Here is a 22,425-nt window from a genome sequence, read left to right on the forward strand (position 1 = left end):
TCTCTTCTTTATCAAAAAGAACTGATTCAATTACGTCACCGGTAGGCTAAGCATTTAGAAAATACACCAATCAGGATCATATTGTTTGTTTTTCAACACATTGATTTAACAAACACGTCATCGGTAGGCTTTGAGGGTGGAAGCCATGTAAAACGGGAGGGTATCACCCAAGCTCCATAAAAGGAATCACAGTGACGAAATAGCCGGTTTCAAAGACGTTATTAAACTGAAATCACGTTACAAAATAATTTCCCCCTTCAGCTGGTTATTGCTTTTGTCCGCATCTTTGGTATGGATGATCAACCTGTATTTAAGTTTCTTTCCGGGTTGATTGGCCGGGATTTTTTCTCCTGAGGTATAAATCAATGATTTGCCTGCATCCAGGGCTGAGGTATTGATCTCAAAACTCTGCATCTTTCCATTGACTTTAAAAAAAACCCGGTAGCTACCTGCTGGAGCCGTCTTTTCTCCGGCATTTTTGACCGTAAACTTGAACTCCCTGAAACCTTCCTTTTCCACATCCAGGTACACCTCATCCGCAATCAGGTCAAATGAAGGTTCTTCCTGCCCGAAAGCAACAAACATGGGTAAAATCAAAAAAATTAAAGTGCGTAAAAACATACCCTTAGCAATTATTTGGTTGGCATAAAGATAAAAAAAGCCCGGAAGCTATAACAACCGGGCTTGATTTTTTTAGGAAAATAAATGACTTATTATCACGGAAGAGGGTTAGCATTTTGGATGGAAGGATTATCTGGTTGTCCTCCAGCCGGAGCCTCAAGTCCCAATTTACTTAATACCAAATCTGTAAAAGGATCATTGTCCTTGGTATAAAGGAGTACGGGAGCCTGTCCTGCGGATTCTGAGAAAACATGGGTATAGTTGTTTTCTGCAGCTACCGAATTGATGGCATTGTATACCTTGGTTTGCACGGGTTCCAGCAATTCCTGCAATTTTCTCTGATAAGAAGACTGTGCATCCTGTTGGAATTTTTGAATTTCCTGCTCCATGTTCTGCAGTTCTTGCTGCTTGGTCGCACGTGCTTCCTCAGTCATTGTTTGCGCTGCTTGCTGGTAGGTTTGTACCTGCTGCTGAAAACTCTGAGTTTTGGTCTGGATTTGCTGACCCAATTGATTGCTATAATCTTGGATATCAGCATCTATTTGCTCCATCTCCGGCATCAGGCTCATGATGTATTCTACATTGGTGTAACCGATCTTGATATCCTGTGCCTGGGCGACAAATCCAAAGCACAAGATGGCTATCGCTGATAAGATGATTCTTGCTTTCATAATTGTTAAACTTTGTTAATTTTGATTGTTTTCTTCTAAACCTAATTCTTCTATGATAAAATCCGAGTAATCATGTCTTGGATCTGTATAAATTATAGACGTGGGACTTGATGCCTTGTCGAATAAAATAGCCAACCCATTTCTTTTGGAAACCCGGTCAATCGCATCGTATATGGTCGATTGCAGGGGTTGAAGCAATTCGGATTGTTTTTGATAAAGCTGACCGTTTTCTCCAAATATCCTGTTATTGAAGGCCCTGGCCTCTTTTTGCTTCTCTCTGATCAGTTCCAGTCTTTCCTGGTACATTTCATCAGTGAGCAATACCTGTTCTCCCTGAAGGTCACTATACATCTGCTGAATCTCTTCTTCCAAATTTTGTGCCTCTTTTCTCCATTCCAGGCTAAGTGCTTCCATTTCATCCTGTATCTTCTTGTAATCCGGATGTTTGTTCAGGATATACTCGGTATCCACATAGCCCATCTTCTGTCCCATAAGGGCCATTGGCAAAAGGGAAAGCAAAAGTAACAATTTCAGTGATTTTTCCATAATTATCTGAACTGTTGCCCGATGGTAAAGTGGAACATGCCTCCACTTGGTCCCGGGTTTGGATTGCTTATAGAAGGGACTTCATCAAACCCGTAACCCCAATCTATACCCAATAATCCAAAAGCAGGCATAAATATCCTGGCACCAAAGCCTGCGGATTTTTTCAGGTCATACGGATTGTAATCGGCATAGTTGCCCCAGTTGTTGCCGGCCTCGGCAAAACCCAATAGGAAGATGGTGGCGGAAGGATTAGGTGAGACCAAAAACCGCAGCTCCATCACGTGTTTGTTATACACCACTCCTCCGTAGGGTACGGGGGCATTGGCCTGTCCACGAAAATCCCTACCTGGGGTGATGGACTGGTTTTCGTAGCCTCTCAGGCCAATGATTTCCTGGCCCAGGGCAAAGTTGTTCATGTTCATACCATCTCCTCCCAGTACAAAGCGCTCCAGAGGAATGATGCCAATACGATCTCCATAGGATCCAACGAATCCCAGGTGCGTTCGGGCACTCAATACCAGTTTGTTTGATCCGAATACAGGTGTGTATAGTGAGGCATCAAACATCCACTTGTGGTATTCCAGCCACTGGTATTTTTCCTCATCCGGAGATTCCGGATTGATCTCCTTATTCATGGAGGTGTATGGAGGAGTCAATGAGGCACTCAGCGTGATATTGGAGCCAAACCTGGGATAAATGGGATTGTCTATATTGTTTCTGGCAATGGTGGTGTTGAGCGCAATACTTCTGGCAGTACCGGTATTGTAGCTCAAACCGAAGAAATTACCATACTCATCAAAATCGTATACCTGAAACTGCAGGCTGTTGCTGACCTGAAAGTAATCGTCCGGCCAGGTAACCCTTTTGGCCAGACCTATGGTAGCACCCGTGATCTTGAACGCACCAAGTTCATTACCGAAATTATTGCGGTTGAAGAAATCAATTTGCCGCTGTACCGAATGGTTGAAGCTAAAGCTCAAGGCATTGGGTTTTTTGCCGCCAAACCAGGGTTCTGTAAAGGACATGCTGTAATTCTGGAAGCTACGGCCATTGGCCTGCACCCTGAGTGATACCTTCTGCCCGTCACCGACCGGCAGGGGTCTCCACTTGGAGAAATCCTTTATGTTTTTGATGGAAAAGTTGTTGAAAGTCAATCCCACGGTTCCTACAAAACCAAACAAACCACCCCATCCTCCGGAAAGCTCAATCTGGTCATTGGGCCTTTCTTCGAGCTTAAAGGTGATGTCCACGGTGGCATCCTCAAAGTTTGGCCGCATGTCGGGTTCTATGTTTTCAGGGTTGAAGTAGCCGATTTGGGAAAGCTCACGAATGGTTCTTACCAGGGCACTTCTGTCAAATTTCTGGCCCGGAAGAATCCTGATTTCGCGCATGACCACATGGTCACTGGTTCGCTCATTCCCTTCTATGGAAACAGAATTTACTGTCACCTGGGGTCCTTCGAAAATCCGCAACTCAACGTCAATGGAATCAGCCTTTACGTTTACTTCGACATCGTCTATGGTGAAAAACAAGTATCCGTTATCCTGGTAAAGCGAACTGACATCATCCCCTCTTTGGGGATCGTAGTTCAGTCTTTTGTCCATCTTTTCCTTGTTGTAGATGTCGCCTTTATAGATACCCAGTTTTGCCTGTAATTCGGCGTCAGTGTGGATGTAATTTCCAGAAAAGGTAATGTTTCGATAGTAATATTGCTGCCCTTCCTCGATGTCCAGGTCAATATTGATGCGACTGTCATCGAATCGATAGATGCTATCGGAGAGGATCTCCGCATCCCGGTAACCCCGGCTGTTATAAAAATCAATGACTGAGTTTTTATCATCGCGGTAGTCGCTTCGGACAAACTTGGAACCATTAAAGAAATTAAGTTTAAAATTTTTGTTGATGTATTCCCTGACCTGCTCATCCGTCACAGGATTACTTTTGGTGATGACATCTCCCAGGTTTTTGCCACTGAGGTTGAGAAAACGGGATACCAAATCTTTAAAAATATACACCCTCGCGTGTTCATTTGTCCCCTTCATTTTTTTCTTGATCCGGGGATCGGTGATATTTTCATTTCCGGATATACGAATTTCGTTAATACGTACCTTGCTTTTTTTCTCCACATCAAAGCGTAATTTCACGCTATTGGGCAGGGTGGTATCCCTTTCCTGGATGACTTTTACTTCTGCGTTGAGAAAGCCCTTATCTACAAAATACTCGCGGATATTTCTTTGAGCATTGTTCAGCACATCATCTCTCACGACCCTTCCACGGATATTGACTTTGTCCTTCAGCTCGCCCTCCTGGGTTTTATTGACCCCTGAAAATTCCACCCGGCTAAAACGGGGCCTTTCTGTCAGGTCCAGCAGCAAATAGATGTCATCTCCTTCAATTTTGGTCACCAGGATTTTCACATCTCCTATGATTCCCTGCGCCCAAAGTTTTTTCAATGCCCCGGAAATGGCATCACCCGGAACAGTAATTTCATCGTCCAGGCGCAGTCCTGCCAGGGAAATAATTGCCGTTTCATCTAAAGTGCTCAACCCAACAGCCTCAATGCCGGCAATCCGGTACGTTTTGGGATTGGAATAATCCAGATCTATAATATCTACCGGCTCCTGACGGGTATACCGGCTTTGCCCCAATCTGATCTGGGCCTCTGCCACTCCGGTTAACAGCAGCAAATAGATAATCAATAAATGTTTTTTCATTTCGAATGATAATTTTTAATCCATTGTCCTCAGGACTTTTGGATTGAACCAACCCGGATAACCCGGATTTTAATGGTGCCTGACCTTAAAATGAAGGCTTTATTTGAGCACCTGTTTTCCCGAATCTTCTCTCCCTTTTCTGGAAAGCCAATATGGCTTCATGAAGATGCTTTTTACGAAAATCCGGCCACAATACTTCTGTAAAATACAACTCCGTATAGGCCAACTGCCACAACATAAAATTACTGATCCTGATTTCACCACTGGTGCGGATCAGCAATTCCGGATCCGGAATTCCTGCGGTGTTGAGACAGGATGCAATCATTTCCTGGCTGACATCTGCTTCAGCAATTTCACCGCTGACTACTTTATTGACAATTTTCCTGACTGCCTGACTGATTTCCCAGCGGCCGCTGTAGCTTAAGGCAAGCACTACTGTCATGCCGGTATTGCCTTTGGTCTCTTCCTTGCCCATTCGCAGGTGTTCTCTGCAAGCCGGGGGAAGGCTATCCGTATCTCCTATAGTGGACAGGCGGATATTGTTTTTCATCATGGTGGGCACTTCATCGGTGATGGCCTGTACCAGAATTTCCATAAGCGCATCCACTTCTTCCTTTGGCCTGGACCAGTTTTCGGTAGAAAAGGCATACAGGGTGATGTATTTTACTCCCAGCTCCGCTGATCCTTCTATGGCATCCCTTACTGCAGCAATCGCATTGCGGTGCCCAAAGATCCGCATAGCACCTTTTTTCTGGGCCCAGCGTCCGTTGCCGTCCATGATTACTGCAATATGTTTTGGAATTTTTCCCTTATCAATCGCTTCCTTCATTCAAATGTATTCTACTGATTGGAATTGAATTACAAAAATGACACTTCTTTTTCAAAAATTCTATCCTGAGGTCAATTATTGTACGGATAGCATTTGACCTGGTGGAAGGAATAGCTGAGCGTAACACCTAAAAAATAGTACCAATCCCTGTCGGAATGGTTGCCAAAGTTGATGGCTGAGGGGTCAAGTACCTGATTTCCTGTACCAGGATCGGTCCTGAACCGGGGGAAATAATTGGCATCGGAACTGATCTTGTCCAGATGATCGGAGAAGGTAGCCTTAGCCCCACCCTCTACGGATAAAAACAATCGGTCTTTCAATTTGTATTTGATACCCAATCCAAAGGGGATGAGGGCTGTCCCAACCGAGTAACTTCCTGGTTGAGGATCAGCCGAGTAGGATTGCCCATTGCCGAAGAACATCCCATAACCCAAACCAAAAAACCCAAAAGGTGAAAACCTGGTATTGGACTGATGGCTCAGGTAATCCAGAAAGTGAAATTCCATGGTAGCTCCCAATTCAATCATGGTACCATTGAAATGTGCATCTCTGGCCAGGGCTACCGGGTCTATCGGCCGGATACTGTCTGCAGCATTGAGCCTTGCTACGGAAATGCCAGCCCTTAAGCTCCAGGCATTGTCAAAATTTCGTCTGCCAAATAACGTTCCCTGAATTCCCAGTTGGGTCGGATCTATGGTCCGGATGATATCTCCGGTATAGCTGCCTGCTCCCAATCCGATGCCTACCTCATATTGCTGAGCATTAGAAGTGCTGACTACACCTAAAATGGCCAGTATTACCGAAAGACATCTTGTATAAAACCTGGTTTTGTTCAAGTCGCTGCAATTTATAAACTACCCAACGAATAAAAAACCCATCGCAGTATATGCCGGGTTAAATATTGTTAAAACTAATTTCTCATGTCATATCCCCAGTTCAATTTCTGTCTCAGGGTGTCAAAGAAACTGTAATTGTGGAACTTAACCAGTCTGGCCACAAATTTTTCCTTTTTCACTTTTAAGGTTACCCTGGCATCAATGGGGGTGGACCGGGAATCTAAAGATACCAGAAATTTTTCGCTTCTCCCCTCAATTTTAAAGGAGATTTCGCTATCGTCTGAAACCACTATAGGCCTGACATTCAGGTTATGAGGACTAACTGGTGTGATCACGAAATTTTTGGCCAATGGGGAAATCAAGGGGCCTCCACAGCTTAAGGAATAACCCGTAGAACCGGTAGGGGTAGAAACAATCAGACCGTCTGCCCAGTAACTGTTCAGGTAATCCCCATCGATGTAGGTATGTACCGTAATCATAGAGGAAGTGTCCCGCTTGTGTATGGTAAATTCATTGAGGCCAAAATTCATGCCGCCAAAAAGGGGAATATTGGACTCCAGACAAACCAGGCTTCGGTCTTCCAGGGAATACCTGCCGGCCAGCAAGTCCTTTATGGCCAAATCGATTTCTTCTTTTGCGATGGTTGCCAGAAACCCCATCCTCCCGGTGTTGATGCCGAGTATTGGTGTCTGATGAGCCCCAATGAGGGAAATGGTATCCAGTAGGGTCCCATCTCCTCCTATAGAAAGCACAAAATCCAGACCTGAAACTGGTTCATTGGCGTTTAGTAATGGAGGCAAAGCATTTTTTTTTGCTCCTTTACCCATGCTTTGGTGGAGACTTTTGGTTATTACCACCCTGATCCCCTGCCTTTCTAAAGTTTGTATTAACTGCTGAATGTATGTTTGAAACTCCGGTAGGATATTGATGCCGTGAAGTAAAACGTTCATGTGGGTTTAAATATCTAAAAATCGCAACAAGTTGCCCAAACGGTCTTGTTCGCTGGTGATTCCTCCTTCTTCTTCGTAATGGTCGATGATTTTGTAACCAAAGCGCTCCAGGGTGGCTTTAATGTGCCGCAATTCCATCTGATCTATTTTAAGGGTGACCTTAATCTTACTGTCATCCAGGGGATCGTTAGAAATAAAACTGCTCAGTACTTTGGCATTTTCCGATTCCACTACCCTGGCAATATCATAAAGGCTGTAATCGGTCATAAGCATGGACAAAACCAACACGCCTCCGGGAGACTGAATGGAAATGGTATCTGTAAATGCCGTGATGGCGTCTTCCTCGGAAACCACCCCAAGGTATTTTTGATCCCTATCCAGGACAGCCACCATACTCACCTGGTTTTCCGAGGCTATTCTCAGCACCTCGTATATGTGCTTCTCCATCTGAACCACGCAGGAACTGGCAAGCAATTCTACCTCAGCTATGCTCAGGTCGGGATTATTGATCTCGTAGATGATCTCATCAGTGATAAAACCTTTGAAACTCCCTTTTTCCACCACAGGCAAAATATTAGTCCTGATCTCCTCCATCCAGGAAAGCGCCAGCCTCACCCTGTCCGTAAATTTCAGGGGTGGAATCAGATTATTGATAAAGTCATTTGCCCGCATATAGCTAAAGGTATTAAAAGGATTCGTAAAATAAAACGGCTTCTCGTCTTCCTTTGTTCAATTAGCATAAAATCGTACTGATATTTGTGAAAAAGGCAACAAATTTTTCCTAAATCTATCCTAATTCCCTTATTCTGTAAGCAATTTGCTGCTGTTTTCTAGTGCAAACAGCTTCACCCAGTTCCGGATAATTTTTTCTCCATATTTGGTGAGATGGGCCTCAGGATGGAATTGTAGTCCGATTACAGGTAGGCTTTTGTGACAAATCGCCATGACTTCACCCTGGTCTGTTTCCAAAACCACTTCCAGTTCAGGTGGAAGAGCCGTCAGTTCAAGGGAATGGTAACGGGTAACCTGAAACCTGCCAGGTACCTGCTGTAAAAAAGGTTGCGGTGATGTCTGATTAACCCAGGATACCTTGCCGTGCATGGGACGGATGCTTCTTTGCAAACCGGCACCGAAAAGGGTACCAATGGCCTGGTGCCCCAGGCAAACTCCCAATACCGGTACCTTGTCTACAAAATGTTCCAGTATTTGCATCAGGTTACCTGCATCTTCAGGTCTTCCAGGTCCGGGGGAGAGCACGAGCGCAGCAAATTCCAGATCAAACAAGGCAGTTAGCGGTACATCATTGCGGACCACCATGACTGCTTCCCCGGACCTTTTGAAATAATCTGCCAGGATATGGGAAAAAGAATCAAAATTGTCAATTAGAAGGATCACTACCTGCGTCGTTTACGAGTTCCCTAACGGTAGCTATGGCGGCGTCAATCACAGGGGTATAATCATCCAGAAGAGAAACCAAAGTAGGCGCGACCGGCACTACCAGTGGATACACTACTGCCCCCTCTTGCATTTCTTCCGGTACATCAAACTCAAATGAATGCGCTACCCAAATCAGTAAACTGATCATGATGGCCCATTTTGCAATCCCCAAAATACTTCCGGCAAAACTATCAAAAGTACCCAAAATGGTAAGGTTAAGGGCTTTTTTTACCAAATAGGCCAAAATCCGAATGGTGATGGTGACGGCTAAAAAAATAAGTATAAATGCCACAAATGGAAGCATAAAGGTCAGGCTTTCTACTCTATCTGCTAAAATTTCGGCTCCCCAATGCATGAAGCGAAACGCCAGAATGATGCCAATAAAGAAGGCCAGAATAGACAACAACCCTATAAACAGCCCCTGCTTGTAGCCGCTGAACGCCCCTACAGCGAGCATGCCCAATATGATGATGTCTACGGTACTCAAATCGGCCTATTTTTTAGTTTAGCATTTCCTTTACTTTTTGGGAAATGACCTTTCCATCTGCCTTGCCTGCCAGTTTTTTGGTAGCTGCTCCCATGACCTTTCCCATATCCTTGGGTCCATCTGCTCCCGTTTCAGCGATAATGGCTTTCAATTCGGCTTCCAGTTCCGCTTCGCTCAACTGTTTGGGCAGGAATTCCTGAATGACCTGCAACTCGGAATTTTCCAGAGCGGCCAGATCCTTGCGGTCCTGTTTCTCAAAAATCTCAATAGAGTCCTTGCGTTGCTTGGCGGCTTTGGTCAAGAGCTGGATTTCCTCCGCCTCAGCCAAACCTTTCTCTCCGCTTCCCTTTGTTTCTTCCAGCATTATCAGCGACTTAATGGCACGGAGCGCACGGAGCCTGTCCTTATCTTTGGCCAGCATGGCTTGTTTGATTTCTTTTTCTATGTTGATTTTTAAACTCATGGCTTTGAAATTTAGATTTTAGGTACCTTTGCTTCTCTGATTTCTATTTAAAATTAAAAACGCCTTACCTTTAACGGTATTACCAATGTTGCAGCAATATATTTAATTTAGTGCAAAATTAGCTGATATTTGGAACATGACGAAATTAAGTGTTAACATAAATAAAATTGCGACCCTCAGGAATGCCCGTGGTGCCAATAACCCGGATGTGGTCAAAGTTGCCCTGGATGCCGAGCGCTTTGGAGCCCAGGGCATCACTGTTCACCCCAGACCGGATGAAAGGCACATCCGGTACGCTGATGTGATGGAACTGAAAGACAAGGTACATACAGAGTTTAATATAGAAGGCTATCCCGATCAGCGGTATATGGAGATCATCCGGCTTGCGCGCCCGGCCCAGGCCACCCTGGTTCCTGATCCGCCTGAAGCCCTGACTTCCAATACAGGCTGGGACACCTTAAAACACCAGGATATGCTGAGGGATATTATCGCAGAATTGCATGAATATGGAGTAAGAACCTCCATTTTCATCAATCCGGAAGCCAAATACTTTGAAGCAGCCAAAGCCACCGGCACCGACCGGGTGGAGCTGTACACGGAACCCTATGCCAGCCTGTATCTTCAAGATAAGGAAATGGCGGTGGCCCCCTATGTGGAAGTGGCTAATTTGGCCCGGGAGCTTAACCTTGGCATTAATGCCGGGCATGATCTGGACCTGCATAACCTCAAATACCTGAAAGAAAAAATTCCCTTTCTGGACGAGGTATCCATCGGCCATGCCCTGGTTTGTGATGCCTTGTATTATGGCCTGGAAAACACCATCCAAATGTACCGGAGACAACTGGAAACCGAAAACTAAACACCAATGAAACTTAACTTTAAAAAAAGTGGGCAAGGCAAGCCACTGATCATCCTTCATGGACTGTTTGGCTCTGCGGATAACTGGATGGGAATTGCCAAAAGCCTGGAAGAAAACTATACCCTGTATCTCGTTGACCAGCGCAATCATGGCGATTCTCCCCATGCTGAAGAATGGAATTATGCGGCAATGGCAGCCGATCTCCATGAATTGCTGGAAGCAGAGGGTCTGGATCGCGTGTACCTGCTGGGGCATTCGATGGGAGGAAAAACAGCTATGAAAATGGCCCTGATGTACCCGGAAAGGGTTGAAAAATTAGTCGTGGCAGATATCGCCCCCAGGCCTTACCCCGTTCATCACCAAACCATCCTGGAAGCCCTGAATGCAGTACATCCCGGAAAACTGGCTTCCAGAAAGGAAGCAGAAGATATATTGGCCAAATACATCAGCGAAAAGGGTATCCGGCAGTTTTTATTGAAAAACCTGACCAGAGTGGACGGGGCTTTTGCCTGGAAGATCAACCTGCCGGTGATCACCCAACAAATAGAAAATGTAGGTGAGGCCATCGATTCGGACAAGCCTTTTGAAAAGCCCGTTTTGTTTATGGGAGGGGCCAATTCGGATTATATCAAAAACAGTGACAAAGAAGCTATAGAAAAGCTTTTTCCTGACAACCGGATTATTCACATCAAAAATGCAGGGCATTGGTTGCATGCGGAGCAGCCAGATGCAGTAGTGGCCACTTTGAAAGCCTTTCTTGACGCTTAGGGCATTCCGCCATTGAAAAAAAGCAGTAAAATTGGAAATGGGCCTCCGTATCCGTTCGGACTGTTGCGGGTGCGTAAGCTATTTTCAATAAGTTATACTATTTAATATCGCAGCCTACCGATGACAACACCTACCGTCATCACGAGCACAGCGGGCTTCGGCAGGCTCAGCCTAAAAAGCGAATCGATTCGGAGCGGCGGCATTAATCCATCGGGAAATGGGAATAGGATCGAAAGGTCGTCCACGTACCCCCCTCGGACTGCCGCGGGTGCATGGCTATTTCAGATTCCTTTTTATTCCCGTCTTCACCCTCTCAGAGACGACCAAACCCATCATTGGTAGACCTAACATTTTAAAAAACGCAGAAACTAGGAATGATTAAGAGCTTTTTGTAATATATGGGAATCCTCCAGGCGGATATTTTTTTAATTCCTTATCAATTGGTTACATTTAAAATATTCGCAAAAAAAGAATCATGAACGGCATAATTAAAAGCAGGGAACAGCTTAAGAAATGGAACATTCGTAGCAGTACGCTAACCCTGGCCATCTACATCCTTTATGGGGTCTTTTATCGCTTGGATCTGCCTTTATGGTATGAGTACTCCCTGATTGCCATTACCCTTTTTAACCTGCTGCTGGTAAGTATACTTCTTTACATTAGTTTGGTAAACAGGCAGCTGGTGGATCATTTAAAAACGGCTGTTTTTTTAGGTATTTTCAGATTGGCAATCAATTTGGTATTGTTGATGCTGATTGTGAATAATAGCTTTTAACCTGGGTTCTCTCAGTGACGTTGGAACCCCTCATTGCGAGACCTGACATTTTAAAAAACGCAGAAATCGGGATGACGGTGGATTTTCGACGGGGGTTATCATGTTGAAAATCAAATACCTAACAAATACGTCATCGGTAGCCCCGCAAAGCAATCTAAACCGGAGTGCTCACATAAGTTCATCCAAGAAAAACAGTAAAATCGGAAAATTTCCTGGCCTACGTTAATAACAGATGCCAAAGCGGGTAAAAGTGCATGTTTTTTCTGGGTGCGGGTTTTCCAGGGTCAGCAGAAGCTCATTTTTTTTATGAAGTATTCATTCGGGCAAATATTGTTCTTTGACCTATTATCCCCCAAATTTTCTCCACAAATAAATCAATAAGGTCAAGAGCAAACTAAGCAGAATACTTGTTCCCAGGGGAAAATAGAAGGTGAAATTTTCTCTCTTGAAGACCATATCTCCGGGTATGCCTTTAAAACCAGGAAATTTGGGCAGCCACCAGAGCAGCAATCCGGCGACCAATAACAGCAGTCCGACAAAAATAAGTACTTTTGCCAGTGAAGGCATTCCATTTTCCATAAACAAAAATAATGAAAGCTAAGGGAATATTATACCTGATACCAAATGTATTGGTGCTTGAAACAGGCCTTGATATGATGGCCCCGGTGGTCAAAAATGTAATTGCGGCCACTTCCTATTACCTGGTGGAGGATTTCCGGACAGTCAGAAGATTCATCAGCAGCCTGAAATTGGGACTTAATCTCGAAGAGATTCATATGGAAAAGCTGGACAAAAAGACGCCTGACCCTCAGGTTAGGAAACTCCTTGATCCTGTATTGAATGGACAGGATGCCGGAATTATTTCAGAAGCCGGTTGCCCGGGCATTGCCGATCCCGGGGCCAGGGCCGTGGCCTGGGCCCATCAGCTGGGCATCAGGGTGGTGCCTTTACCAGGCCCCTCGTCCATGTTTCTGGCGCTGATGGGCTCCGGGTTTAACGGGCAGGCCTTCACATTTAGTGGGTACCTGCCCATCGAGCGAAAAGAGCGGATCAAGGCCATCAAAGAACTGGAAACAAGGGCACTAAAGGAAAACACCACCCAACTGTTTATGGAAACTCCTTTCCGAAACAACCGCCTGCTGGAAGATTTGCTGGAGCAGCTGGATGCAAAGACCCTGCTTTGTATTGCCAGTGAGCTGACCGGGGAAGGGGAGATGATCCGTACCAGGAAAGTGGCGGACTGGCGTAAGGAAAAACCGGATTTGCACAAGATACCGGCGGTATTTTTGATTGGGTTGTCTTAAATAAAAACTAAAAATCGACCGCTACTGGGTGAAGCATGTCACTTCACCCTGCTATCTTCGCTGTTGTAAAAAGAAAAAAGCCGCCTAAAAGCCATTTGCAATGGCTGAACGTACATGTTTCCGGGAAAGAGTTTTAAACGGTCTGTCCAACGGATCCGGCATTACAAATGCCTCGCTGGCGTAAACTAAATACTACAAGGGATGTAGTTACACCTACACCCAGTCCTGGGAAAAGAATAGAGACTGGGTGAAGTATGCCACTTCACCCTGATATCTTCGCTATCGTAAAAAGAAAAAAGCCGCTTAAAAGCCATTTGCAATGGCTGAACGTACACGTTTCCGGGAAAGATTTTTAAACGGTCTGTCCAATGTATCCGGCATTACAAATGCCTCGCTAGCGTTAAAAATTTAATAAAAGGGATGTAGTTGCAAACTACACCCAGTCCCGTAAAAAGAATAGAGACTGGGTGAAGCATGTCACTTCACCCTGCTATCTTCGCTATCGTAAAAAGTAAAAAGCCGCCTAAAAGCCATTTGCAATGGCTAAACGTACACGTTTCCGGGAAAGATTTTTAAACGGTCTGTACAACGGATCCGGCATTACAAATGCCTCTTCGGCGTTAAAAAATAGGATAAAAGGAATGTAGTTACACACCCAGCCAAGGAGAGCTTCCGGATTTAATCACCTTTTTCGCTTTGTCGTAATAAAAGGGATCGTCCAGGTTCCGGTCGGAAAACCAATTAAAAACTCTTCCCTAAACTTATTCCTCCCCAAAGCGGAACAAATTTTCGGAATCCTTCATTATTGAAATCAAGCGAAATAAAGGGTGTATAGCCTATCCTGAAAAAGAATCCGCCCTCAGGTTTTTGGTACCTGTAGCCTACCCTCAGGGGTACCACCGCATCCAACGTAACTTTATCTCTGAATTCTGAAGTATTCTGATTTTGTTCACCGATTACCGTTAAATAGGTCATAAAGCCAGTACCTATTTCCAAATGATGGGAGGACCTGCCAAATAGGGCGTTAATTTCTAACGGTAGTGTGGGAAGCCAATGGACCGATTTGGATGTATTGTAAGGCAGTTCCGATCGGTCGTCTCGCCACATCGAAAAACCAGCACTGGCTGACAACTTAAGTTCTCCTTTTTGGTGAAAGATACGGGCATAGCTGGCCGCATACCTCCCCGCATTTCCTCCTACCTCGAGATAAACCGCATTTTTGGCGGTAAAGGCCTTGGAATCGGCTTGGGAGAAGCCTTCAAAGACAAAGGCAAATGTTAGCAATAGGAGAAAAAGTCGCATTTTGAATTTAACAAGAAGAAAATTATCCCCCCTCCATGGCGTTGGGCTTTTTCTGGATTCAGCGTATCAACTAGCTTCAAAGTGAGTCTGTTAGATAAATTAAAACGTTAATTCTAAAGTAAAACTAAAAGCCCAATAAAACAAATGGATCGACTTGATTTTTAGGCATATTATAAAAATACCAAGATGATTTATTATTATTTTATTCAAATAGGGATAATATAAATTTTAATTGAGTATAAATCTATTCATTCCAATAATTACAACGGTGATATCCTGATATATGCGGCATTAATCTGTTGAACATCTGGGTAATACGGTTCTTTATTAGTTTTAGGCCCTTGCAATGCCGGATTGCATTAGAAATGCGTAAATGGATAAGGATTTTTGAAAATGGATGTGCATAGCCAGTGCAAATGGCTTTTGGTCGGTACCATCAGGTTGACATCATCGAAAATACAAGGGTGAGGAGGCATACTCACCCAGCCAGAGATAAAATTTTACATTCAGCGTATGGGTGTAATTTTCACTTTTTCTTGTAAACCTATTTTAAATGGTTCTAAGGTATGGAATCGGCCTGGATAAAAACATATCCCGCCCTTCCAGGGCTTACGAATAATCGGCTATCAATTCACGATGGGCTTACACCCATCGCTTTGGTATTTCGCCCTTGAAGGGCTTGATCCAATTTTTAATGCCTAAGAGGTAATGAAGCTTTGCAGTATCCCGAAAATAAATTTTAGAAGATTTTACCAGTTGCTTTTTGACATTGATATGCCATGAGGGTAGTTCTGTTGTCAAAAAAGCATTTAGTACTCAATGGATTTTGCAAAGGTTGATTTGCCAACCTGCCTCGGTCCAATGAGTCCGGTAACGGGAAAGTGGGTTACCGAAAACAAAAATTCCGAATACAAGCTTCGCCCTATCATCCCTGCAAATTTATTATTTGATTTAAAATTGCAGGGATAAATAAAATTCGCAACGGGTTTTTTAGGGGTCGGATCAAACCATGTTCACTACCCGGGCATGGCGTCTTTCAATGTCAGCGATTGAAAGGCTTTTCGAACTACTTCCTTGTACCGCTCAAAAAAGTCACAACTGGTAAATCTGGTCACAATTATCCGACCCTCTTTTTCAAAGAGCGTATGTTCATTCGTGCTAAGGTACGCTTCACCCTTCGGATCCACAAATCGGCGTTTGTAGGTAATGGTGTAGCCATTTATCCCATTAGCCAGTTTCTCAATAGAGAGCTCGTCCAGTTGGTCGTTTGATCGATAATCCTCTGCACGTGAAGACAAATATTCCTCAACATCAAATGTTTCTTCTTTGGGAACCCCAACGGTAAGTTGCATCGAAGCGCCGCAAACGGATTTATCAGCCGGGTTTTCTCTGACAAAAGTTGCCCCTGTGAGGTACAAACCGTCTCGCTCCCCCACCGATTTCTTTTCTTCCAATGTCCAGCTGGGGGGATAGTTCCATCCTGCCGGCGGTTCTATCCGGAAATAATCATTCTCCGCGATAATTTTCTTGTCGGGTTGACGAATGGGGTCTTGTTCTTTGCTGTTTTTCCCGTTCCCGGCGGATGACGCTTTCTCATTATCGGTGATTACGCCTTGATTTAAATCGTATTCGTAAAGCACATCCTCCTTAAAAAAAGAAATCCCATACAATTTTTTGAATTCCTCAGAGTAAGTAAATGTAGTGATAGGCTGGTCCAGCCTAAAGCGGTCCAGTAAATTTCCCTCCCAATCCCAGACTTCCAGGTGGGGTCGGAAGGTCTGAGAATTCTCTTCCACTTCCTTTTTGGGCATTCCTATATATAGCACATAAATGCGTTCCCTGCTGGCAAATGGATCCGCCCGGTAAATCCACATTTCCTCATCGGATGCGCTGTTGGAGGAGCTCTCCACGGCTATTCCCTGAAGAAGTTCCCCATCTCCACCATACAATCTGATTTGATTTTGGAACAAGTAGAATGCCGCCAACCTTCCATCTTCGGGGTTGGCCACCGTTCTTTTCCCATAATCCCGGAACAGGTTTGCCTGATCCTTATTTTCCCATGCGGCTGGCTCTGGGTATTCACCGAATCGGACCAATTCCTCATTTCGTCCCAGGTGGACCAAGCGGTGCTCCGGTGCTCCCGGTTTTGCATCCCCGATATCAGCAACATACACGGAGTCATTAACCAGGTGCAGCCCGTTAATCGGCCCGCCGGTATCGGAAATCAATGTATGTTGCTCTTCCCAGGTTGCTTTTTCCGCATGCAGTTTTATTTTGATCAACTGTGTACCCGAAAGCACCACGAGGTGCTCCCCATGGATTTTCAAGGAATTTCCATTCACAAACTGGAACTCATCGGGGCCCTCACCGATGTTGCCAAATGCGTACTAGAAGGAAAAATCGGGCAGGTCATAGACTTTGAATAGATTTTCTTTCCCCTGGTCTAAGACCTCGGCTTTGTCAGCAGACACGACGATTTTATAAGGCATAAGTGCCGCATTGGCCAGGCCTACTTCTCTGGATTTCAGGGTTCCTGATTCCGGAATTTGGCGGATTATTTTTTTGCCTTCCTCCCGGGGTTGGCAGGAAAAAAGAGCGAGGATAAAGGGAATGATAATTAGGTGGATTTTCATAGTGCTATAACAATACATGAGGCAGGCCATTTAGTCAAATTTATGTGATGGAATGGGCATTGTCCGTGACGAAAACAGCATCTTTCGCATCATTATTCGAAAGAGAGCCACCATGTGCCTCCGCACCGGCTCTTCGCCGGCAGAATTTAGTGGAGGCTTAAGGACTCCTTTTAACCAAACGAACGGTGTCCGAAAGCGGGCTGATGGCGGGAACCCATTTTTTGGAGCGAATCCCCGCGTCGGCCTGGTTTTTAGGTATCACCTCTCCTTGCTCAGTCAAGTAGACCGGCTCATTGGCATAAAACCATTTCATACCTGTATCTGTTAATTCTACAATCACTCCCCTTATGGCCCCTTCCATCCCCATTTCCACGGTCTGTTTGTACAGTTTGGCTCGGTAGCGGTTATAGGGATCCGTATTGATAGGACTGCCTCCTGACAAAATGATGGTGTTATTTTCATCCAACAGTAAAGTCTGCCCAGGACTATCGATTGATAGCCCATTCGCCTCAATTACCTTTCGCTCTGTATCGTAATAAAAGGGGTAATCCATCTTCCGGTCGGTAAACCAATACCGCTTGAACTGTTCGATATCTTCCGTGTCCTGCACCAGAAAAATATAGCCGATGGAATCCCTATCCATACTGCCCATTAAGCCATTCCAAACTTCCAGTTCCCGGTCAATTGAGGAGCCTTTTGGGTCCAATACCGTCACCAATTTTAGGGGTTTTAGCAAGGGGTCGACTTTGGTTTGGCCACTAACTTTTATTGCATTTCCAGGTGGTTTGAAAATTTTGGAACCCCCGGCTTCCTGGGCATACCCGAAATGGGATAGCGCAAGGACTACTAAAAGTAAATAAAATCGTATCATTTAAGGTTTGTTTAATGGATAGGCGATTAAACCGGGTTCTTTCTCAAAAGAAGCAGCATACAGCATTTTGGCTTGATCATCTACCGCGATGGAGCGGACATGCTGATCCAGTAGGTATCTTTTTACAGGCTTTCCTTCCCAATCCAACACAAATACCTCATTGGAAAGACCTGATTGGATGATGGTTTCCCGGGAAGTTTCATCGATGGTCTTCCCATTGTACAGGAAATAAATATGGTCGGCTGTCACCGCCACAGCTGTGTATTCAAAGGTAGATCCTTCCTTATCCACGACATGCATGCCCGTCGGGCCATGTTGCACATCCATTGGCGTATCTCCCCAAGCATATTTATTGACTTCGATGGTATCCTGTAAAACGGTAAGAATCCCAAATTCCGGCACCCTGGACATGCCGTATACGGCCAAATTCTTTGTGGGGTGGTTCATAAAAAATGACTGGTTGGCCATCGCCATGGAGGGCCCTCCCGGATACTCACCCACTTCGATAAATTCCCCGCTTTCAATATTGTAGGCACAAAATCGTTTGTGATGCATGCTGCCTACGATGTATCCATCCACATGGACGGTACTCCCCATAAAGCGCTTTTCCTGTTGATCGATGGTAAACTTCGCTGCGGGCTCATCCATGCCGCTTTTCAAGTCATCGATGTCATGGATGTAATAGTGTACCTGATCTGTCAGATAGAGCAGGTTTTCTTTCCGGTCCACCGAGAAATAAAAAGCATCGCTTAGCAACTGGTTAGGTCCCTCTCCCTTTTTTCCAAATGGCCTGACAGACTTGTCCCTCAAATTAATTAGTTTGTAGGTATACTCCCGATCCGGAAATTCATTGACCAGTATCAGGCTGTCAAAAAAAGTCATATTGAATAGGTAACTCAGCGGCTTTTCTCCTTCGGTCAAAGCTACCGTTTCTCCACTTAGCGCTACTACCTCTGTTTTCGAAAAGTACTCCCTGAAGTTTGCGCCAAGTGGGGGTTCCGAGCATGCGGTAAATAGGGCGATGCCAACAATAAGGGAGGGAAAGCCTGCCTGGGTTTTATGGACGGTCCAATTCAGAAGTCGGCTAATGGTATACACTTGGAGTATGATTTAGCGTTAGGCTAAGCGGCAGATAGGGAGCCGAATAGATTCTTTCTCAATATATAACTAAATCGTTATAAATCAAATGCAATGGGTGGAAAGGGGCTTTCCTTACTATCGGTTTTCGTATCGTTCGCTGAAAATGAGCTGCTGCTACTGGGTGAAGTATGTCACTTCACCCTGCTATCATCGCTATCGTAGAAAGAAAAAAGCCGCCCTAAAGCCATTTGCAATGGCTAAAGGTACACGTTTCCGGGAAAGATTTTTTAACGGTCTGTGCAACGGACCCGGCATTACAAATGCCTCGTCGGCGTTGAAAAATAGGATAAAAGGGATGTAGATGCAATCTACACCCAGACCAGTAAAAAGAATAGAGACTGGGTGAAGTATGTCACTTCACCCTGCTATCTTCGGTAACATAAACAGATAGGAACCGCCCGAAAGCCATTTGAAATGGCTAAAACTGACCGTTTTATAGATAGAAATTCAATATAGCTTTTCAATGGATCCGGCATTACAAGTGCCCCGGTGCTCGTTCATCAGTGGATACCAGGGCTGTAATTGCAAACTCACCCAGCTCAGGGAAAATACAAAGGTGCCTCGTAAAGGGTTCTTGGTCTTGTTGACGGATAAGGAGAGGCCATTGAAAATGGCCTATTGGTGCATATTTTCTGTTTACAATTTCGAAAATAGTTGGGCGAAGTTACAAACTTCGCCCAACTTAGGGGACCAGGATAAGCGGTAATTCGTGAATCCAGATTTTATTGTTTAGTATCGGTTGAATGGCTAAGATGCATGGTACTGAAAAAGCTAGTTGATATTTCTCAAAATTTTTCTATATTTAAGGAAGTTAAATCCGCCGCCCAAAGGGTAAATAACCGCAATGCCTGCGGTTAGCCAGTAGTATCGGGTATTTGACAGAAAACCAAGATCATTACAAAAATGGCAGGACAATGAACTAACGAGAGTAGTTTTTACCCATATCAGTAAAACAAGTGTAAAATTTGTGTATTTTTACCCTTATTGGATGTATGAGCGTAAAACTTACCCTTGATAAAATGGGCGAATTTGACAGAGAAATACCATACAATGACCTGCCGCTGCTACCGCCAAAAGCAGACATTGAAACCAAAACAATACTTCGAAAGACTATTTCTGCAGGGAGAGCACTGGCAATGCTGAACGGAACATTGATGAATTTGCCCAACCCTACTTTGTTTTTAGATACAATATACTTACAGGAGGCAAAGGCAAGTTCTGAGGTGGAAAATATTATTACCACCAATGACGAACTTTACAAATCAATGGTAGCGGACAAAAAAGTGGGAAACGCTGCAACTAAAGAAGTGCTGAGTTACAAAGAGGCACTTTGGTTGGGTCTGGAACAGCTCAAAAAAAAGCCATTTATTACGACAAACCTTTGTATAAAAATAGTCCAGTGCGTTAAAGGAAATAAAGCTTCTATACGTGTTACACCAGGAACAACATTGAGCAACACGCAAGGGGAAGTGATCTATACTCCGCCAAGTGGGGAAACCGTTATCCGTGATAAATTAGCGAATCTGGAAAAATTTATCAACGAGGATAACAGCATTGACCCTTTAATAAAAATGGCTTTAATGCACTATCAATTTGAAGCTATACACCCTTTTTCTGATGGTAACGGAAGAGCAGGACGTATTTTATTACTGCTATATCTCAAATTATCAGGTTTATTGGACACACCAGCCATATATTTGAGTGGATATATCATCAAAAATAAAACGGAATACTATCAAAGATTGCAGGATGTCACCGAAAATGGCGAATGGGAAGTCTACCTTTTATATATGTTGGATATGATTGAAGAGACAGCAAGGAAAGGCTTGGAAAGATTGAATAAAATCATAACAACAATGGATGCAATTGGAAGCGAAATCAAAATGAAACTACCAAAAATATATTCCAAAGATTTAATAGAGATTTTATTTCGTTTACCATACACCAAACGTCAACATTTGATTGACGAAAAACTAGGTAATCCGAAAACAGTTGGGAATTACTTGCTAGCATTGGAGAAAAACGGATTTTTACAATCAGTGAGGGTTGGTAAAGAAAAATTATACCTTAACAATCACTTGCTGAAAATATTGGAAGAAAAATAACAGCAGGTAATAACACCTATACGCAATGCCCTTCGGGACACCGCGCATAGCCAAGCCAGACAGCGTTGAGCTAATCCTCCCAAAACGGCATGCAACAACGAAAGATTGCATTCATTCAGGTAAGGCAGACTCCGGATTCCAAAAGATCCCTGCTTCCGCCCCTACCATCAGCACAGTGCAGGATGGTTGCTTTTTTGTTTTACCGTACTTTTAAAATGAGTTTAAGTAAACAGAGGATTACCTTCCCGGTAAGCCGCCCAGCATCGGAATGGAAAAGTTTGGTATGAAAATACTGGCGAATTACCTTCTGATGCTTATCTTTATCTGCTGTTGCCAACAAAGGCAGCCTTATTTTGTTAGATAGCCAATAACACCTGCCCTGAATGAAAGTCGGATTATTTATTCCCTGTTACGTAGAGCAATTTTACCCCAATGCAGCCATTGCCAGCCTTCAGTTACTGGAAAAAGCCGGAGTGACAGTGGAATACCCCCTTGAACAAACCTGCTGCGGTCAACCAATGGCCAATTCCGGTTACCAGCAGTATGGAGAGGGTGCTGCCCAATTGTTTCGTAAAAATTTTGAAGCCTACGATTATGTGGTTTGCCCTTCCGGTAGCTGTACCCTGCATGCGAAAGAACATATTCTTTCAGACCAGGAAGGCGGACCCAAAATATATGAGTTGTGTGAATTTCTTACCGATGTACTACAGGTAAAAACCCTGGATGCCAGCTTCCCTTTTCGTGTTGGTTTGCATGCCAGTTGCCACGGTTTAAGGGGTCTGCACCTGGCCAAGCCTTCCGAGTTGATGATACCGGAATTTAACAAACCGCTGGGATTGCTGGAGATGGTCAAGGACATAGACCTGGTTCAGCTGACAAGAAAGGACGAATGCTGTGGCTTCGGCGGTACATTTGCCGTTTTTGAAGAGGCCGTTTCTGTCGACATGGGCAGGGACCGCATCAAAGACCACGAACAACAAGGGGTTCAGGTAATTACCGGAGCAGACATGTCCTGCCTCATGCACCTGGAAGGCCTGCTTCGCAGAGAAAAGAAAACCATCAAAGTCATGCACATTGCAGAGATATTGAATGGGCATACACCCGAAAATTAAAG

24 protein-coding genes are annotated in these 22,425 nt (G+C 44.4%); 6 read left to right on the plus strand and 18 right to left on the minus strand.

Translation table 11 applies throughout. From position 1 onward, the window contains the following. Window positions 1-237 precede the first annotated feature (237 nt). The 11 genes from G9Q97_RS20295 to G9Q97_RS20345 form a co-directional block, all read right to left on the minus strand. Window positions 238-621: a hypothetical protein gene (locus G9Q97_RS20295; RefSeq protein WP_166150280.1), complete on the minus strand. Its 384-nt coding sequence runs from the start codon at window positions 619-621 to the stop codon at window positions 238-240. Between the two features lie 95 nt (window positions 622-716). Continuing rightward, complete coding sequence (locus tag G9Q97_RS20300) at window positions 717-1,292, minus strand: OmpH family outer membrane protein (RefSeq protein ID WP_166150282.1); 576 nt, start codon at window positions 1,290-1,292, stop codon at window positions 717-719. Window positions 1,293-1,307: 15 nt separating this feature from the next. Then, window positions 1,308-1,838 carry an OmpH family outer membrane protein gene (locus G9Q97_RS20305; RefSeq protein ID WP_166150284.1) on the minus strand — a complete coding sequence of 177 codons (531 nt, stop codon included), beginning with the start codon at window positions 1,836-1,838 and terminating at the stop codon, window positions 1,308-1,310. Window positions 1,839-1,840: 2 nt separating this feature from the next. Next, entirely contained in the window at window positions 1,841-4,552 is a 2,712-nt protein-coding gene (locus tag G9Q97_RS20310; RefSeq protein WP_166150286.1) for a BamA/OMP85 family outer membrane protein, read from the minus strand. Window positions 4,553-4,637: 85 nt separating this feature from the next. Beyond that, a complete protein-coding gene (locus G9Q97_RS20315; RefSeq protein WP_166150288.1) occupies window positions 4,638-5,381 on the minus strand; it encodes an isoprenyl transferase in 744 nt (247 codons plus the stop codon). A gap of 71 nt (window positions 5,382-5,452) precedes the next feature. After that, window positions 5,453-6,217 (minus strand): type IX secretion system protein PorG, encoded by a 765-nt coding sequence (gene porG, locus G9Q97_RS20320; RefSeq protein ID WP_166150290.1) that lies wholly within the window; start codon window positions 6,215-6,217, stop codon window positions 5,453-5,455. Window positions 6,218-6,291: 74 nt separating this feature from the next. Beyond that, the gene (locus G9Q97_RS20325) at window positions 6,292-7,167 is read right to left on the minus strand and encodes an NAD kinase (RefSeq protein ID WP_166150292.1); all 876 of its coding nucleotides are present in this window, start codon (window positions 7,165-7,167) and stop codon (window positions 6,292-6,294) included. A gap of 6 nt (window positions 7,168-7,173) precedes the next feature. Continuing rightward, the gene (locus G9Q97_RS20330; protein WP_166150294.1) at window positions 7,174-7,839 is read right to left on the minus strand and encodes a CBS domain-containing protein; all 666 of its coding nucleotides are present in this window, start codon (window positions 7,837-7,839) and stop codon (window positions 7,174-7,176) included. A gap of 129 nt (window positions 7,840-7,968) precedes the next feature. Continuing rightward, entirely contained in the window at window positions 7,969-8,562 is a 594-nt protein-coding gene (locus G9Q97_RS20335; protein WP_166150296.1) for an anthranilate synthase component II, read from the minus strand. Then, the gene (locus G9Q97_RS20340) at window positions 8,546-9,091 is read right to left on the minus strand and encodes a CvpA family protein (protein ID WP_166150297.1); all 546 of its coding nucleotides are present in this window, start codon (window positions 9,089-9,091) and stop codon (window positions 8,546-8,548) included. The genes G9Q97_RS20335 and G9Q97_RS20340 overlap by 17 nt, the downstream gene beginning before the upstream one ends. A gap of 13 nt (window positions 9,092-9,104) precedes the next feature. Continuing rightward, window positions 9,105-9,554, minus strand: coding sequence for a GatB/YqeY domain-containing protein (locus tag G9Q97_RS20345; protein WP_166150299.1), 450 nt, complete (start codon window positions 9,552-9,554; stop codon window positions 9,105-9,107). A 136-nt stretch (window positions 9,555-9,690) separates the two neighbouring features. On the opposite strand from G9Q97_RS20345, the gene G9Q97_RS20350 reads away from it, so the two are divergent. From G9Q97_RS20350 to G9Q97_RS20360, 3 genes are all read left to right on the plus strand, one after another. After that, window positions 9,691-10,413, plus strand: coding sequence for a pyridoxine 5'-phosphate synthase (locus tag G9Q97_RS20350; protein ID WP_166150301.1), 723 nt, complete (start codon window positions 9,691-9,693; stop codon window positions 10,411-10,413). A 6-nt stretch (window positions 10,414-10,419) separates the two neighbouring features. Further along, window positions 10,420-11,181, plus strand: a complete 762-nt coding sequence (locus tag G9Q97_RS20355; RefSeq protein ID WP_166150303.1) for an alpha/beta fold hydrolase — start codon at window positions 10,420-10,422, stop codon at window positions 11,179-11,181. A gap of 475 nt (window positions 11,182-11,656) precedes the next feature. Next, complete coding sequence (locus G9Q97_RS20360; RefSeq protein WP_166150305.1) at window positions 11,657-11,956, plus strand: hypothetical protein; 300 nt, start codon at window positions 11,657-11,659, stop codon at window positions 11,954-11,956. A 345-nt stretch (window positions 11,957-12,301) separates the two neighbouring features. Here G9Q97_RS20360 and G9Q97_RS20365 read toward each other — a convergent pair whose 3' ends face one another. Next, complete coding sequence (locus tag G9Q97_RS20365) at window positions 12,302-12,535, minus strand: DUF2905 family protein (RefSeq protein ID WP_246255798.1); 234 nt, start codon at window positions 12,533-12,535, stop codon at window positions 12,302-12,304. 11 nt (window positions 12,536-12,546) lie between these two features. Between G9Q97_RS20365 and G9Q97_RS20370 the strand changes: the two genes are divergently transcribed. Beyond that, complete coding sequence (locus G9Q97_RS20370) at window positions 12,547-13,260, plus strand: SAM-dependent methyltransferase (protein WP_166150307.1); 714 nt, start codon at window positions 12,547-12,549, stop codon at window positions 13,258-13,260. Between the two features lie 741 nt (window positions 13,261-14,001). On the opposite strand, the gene G9Q97_RS20375 is transcribed toward G9Q97_RS20370, so the two are convergent. The 6 genes from G9Q97_RS20375 to G9Q97_RS20395 form a co-directional block, all read right to left on the minus strand. Beyond that, window positions 14,002-14,562, minus strand: a complete 561-nt coding sequence (locus G9Q97_RS20375; protein ID WP_166150309.1) for a hypothetical protein — start codon at window positions 14,560-14,562, stop codon at window positions 14,002-14,004. 642 nt (window positions 14,563-15,204) lie between these two features. After that, complete coding sequence (locus G9Q97_RS25420; RefSeq protein WP_222852042.1) at window positions 15,205-15,363, minus strand: DUF4143 domain-containing protein; 159 nt, start codon at window positions 15,361-15,363, stop codon at window positions 15,205-15,207. Between the two features lie 215 nt (window positions 15,364-15,578). Then, complete coding sequence (locus G9Q97_RS20380; protein WP_166150311.1) at window positions 15,579-16,889, minus strand: BF3164 family lipoprotein; 1,311 nt, start codon at window positions 16,887-16,889, stop codon at window positions 15,579-15,581. Window positions 16,890-16,949: 60 nt separating this feature from the next. Next, the gene (locus G9Q97_RS20385; RefSeq protein WP_166150313.1) at window positions 16,950-17,195 is read right to left on the minus strand and encodes a hypothetical protein; all 246 of its coding nucleotides are present in this window, start codon (window positions 17,193-17,195) and stop codon (window positions 16,950-16,952) included. 157 nt (window positions 17,196-17,352) lie between these two features. Beyond that, on the minus strand, window positions 17,353-18,066 hold the full coding sequence (locus G9Q97_RS20390; RefSeq protein ID WP_166150315.1) for a hypothetical protein: 714 nt from the start codon (window positions 18,064-18,066) through the stop codon (window positions 17,353-17,355). After that, the gene (locus G9Q97_RS20395) at window positions 18,067-19,164 is read right to left on the minus strand and encodes a BF3164 family lipoprotein (protein ID WP_166150317.1); all 1,098 of its coding nucleotides are present in this window, start codon (window positions 19,162-19,164) and stop codon (window positions 18,067-18,069) included. It lies immediately after the preceding gene. A gap of 1,034 nt (window positions 19,165-20,198) precedes the next feature. Here G9Q97_RS20395 and G9Q97_RS20400 point away from each other — a divergent pair. Further along, window positions 20,199-21,311 carry a Fic family protein gene (locus tag G9Q97_RS20400; RefSeq protein WP_222852043.1) on the plus strand — a complete coding sequence of 371 codons (1,113 nt, stop codon included), beginning with the start codon at window positions 20,199-20,201 and terminating at the stop codon, window positions 21,309-21,311. Between the two features lie 383 nt (window positions 21,312-21,694). Further along, window positions 21,695-22,423 (plus strand): (Fe-S)-binding protein, encoded by a 729-nt coding sequence (locus G9Q97_RS20405; protein WP_166150319.1) that lies wholly within the window; start codon window positions 21,695-21,697, stop codon window positions 22,421-22,423. The last annotated feature ends 2 nt before the right edge of the window (window positions 22,424-22,425 follow it).

This window comes from Cyclobacterium plantarum (genome assembly GCF_011290685.1).
Lineage (GTDB): Bacteria > Bacteroidota > Bacteroidia > Cytophagales > Cyclobacteriaceae > Cyclobacterium > Cyclobacterium plantarum.

What these genes read in the sequence shown, in the direction of transcription:
- G9Q97_RS20295 (WP_166150280.1), bottom strand. Translation starts at nt 621, where the DNA reads ATGTTTTTACGCACTTTAATTTTTTTGATTTTACCCATGTTTGTTGCT.
- G9Q97_RS20300 (WP_166150282.1), bottom strand. Translation starts at nt 1,292, where the DNA reads ATGAAAGCAAGAATCATCTTATCAGCGATAGCCATCTTGTGCTTTGGA.
- G9Q97_RS20305 (WP_166150284.1), bottom strand. Translation starts at nt 1,838, where the DNA reads ATGGAAAAATCACTGAAATTGTTACTTTTGCTTTCCCTTTTGCCAATG.
- G9Q97_RS20310 (WP_166150286.1), bottom strand. Translation starts at nt 4,552, where the DNA reads ATGAAAAAACATTTATTGATTATCTATTTGCTGCTGTTAACCGGAGTG.
- G9Q97_RS20315 (WP_166150288.1), bottom strand. Translation starts at nt 5,381, where the DNA reads ATGAAGGAAGCGATTGATAAGGGAAAAATTCCAAAACATATTGCAGTA.
- G9Q97_RS20325 (WP_166150292.1), bottom strand. Translation starts at nt 7,167, where the DNA reads ATGAACGTTTTACTTCACGGCATCAATATCCTACCGGAGTTTCAAACA.
- G9Q97_RS20330 (WP_166150294.1), bottom strand. Translation starts at nt 7,839, where the DNA reads ATGCGGGCAAATGACTTTATCAATAATCTGATTCCACCCCTGAAATTT.
- G9Q97_RS20345 (WP_166150299.1), bottom strand. Translation starts at nt 9,554, where the DNA reads ATGAGTTTAAAAATCAACATAGAAAAAGAAATCAAACAAGCCATGCTG.
- G9Q97_RS20350 (WP_166150301.1), top strand. Translation starts at nt 9,691, where the DNA reads ATGACGAAATTAAGTGTTAACATAAATAAAATTGCGACCCTCAGGAAT.
- G9Q97_RS20355 (WP_166150303.1), top strand. Translation starts at nt 10,420, where the DNA reads ATGAAACTTAACTTTAAAAAAAGTGGGCAAGGCAAGCCACTGATCATC.
- G9Q97_RS20360 (WP_166150305.1), top strand. Translation starts at nt 11,657, where the DNA reads ATGAACGGCATAATTAAAAGCAGGGAACAGCTTAAGAAATGGAACATT.
- G9Q97_RS20365 (WP_246255798.1), bottom strand. Translation starts at nt 12,535, where the DNA reads ATGGAAAATGGAATGCCTTCACTGGCAAAAGTACTTATTTTTGTCGGA.
- G9Q97_RS20370 (WP_166150307.1), top strand. Translation starts at nt 12,547, where the DNA reads ATGAAAGCTAAGGGAATATTATACCTGATACCAAATGTATTGGTGCTT.
- G9Q97_RS20375 (WP_166150309.1), bottom strand. Translation starts at nt 14,562, where the DNA reads ATGCGACTTTTTCTCCTATTGCTAACATTTGCCTTTGTCTTTGAAGGC.
- G9Q97_RS20385 (WP_166150313.1), bottom strand. Translation starts at nt 17,195, where the DNA reads ATGAAAATCCACCTAATTATCATTCCCTTTATCCTCGCTCTTTTTTCC.
- G9Q97_RS20390 (WP_166150315.1), bottom strand. Translation starts at nt 18,066, where the DNA reads ATGATACGATTTTATTTACTTTTAGTAGTCCTTGCGCTATCCCATTTC.
- G9Q97_RS20400 (WP_222852043.1), top strand. Translation starts at nt 20,199, where the DNA reads ATGAGCGTAAAACTTACCCTTGATAAAATGGGCGAATTTGACAGAGAA.
- G9Q97_RS20405 (WP_166150319.1), top strand. Translation starts at nt 21,695, where the DNA reads ATGAAAGTCGGATTATTTATTCCCTGTTACGTAGAGCAATTTTACCCC.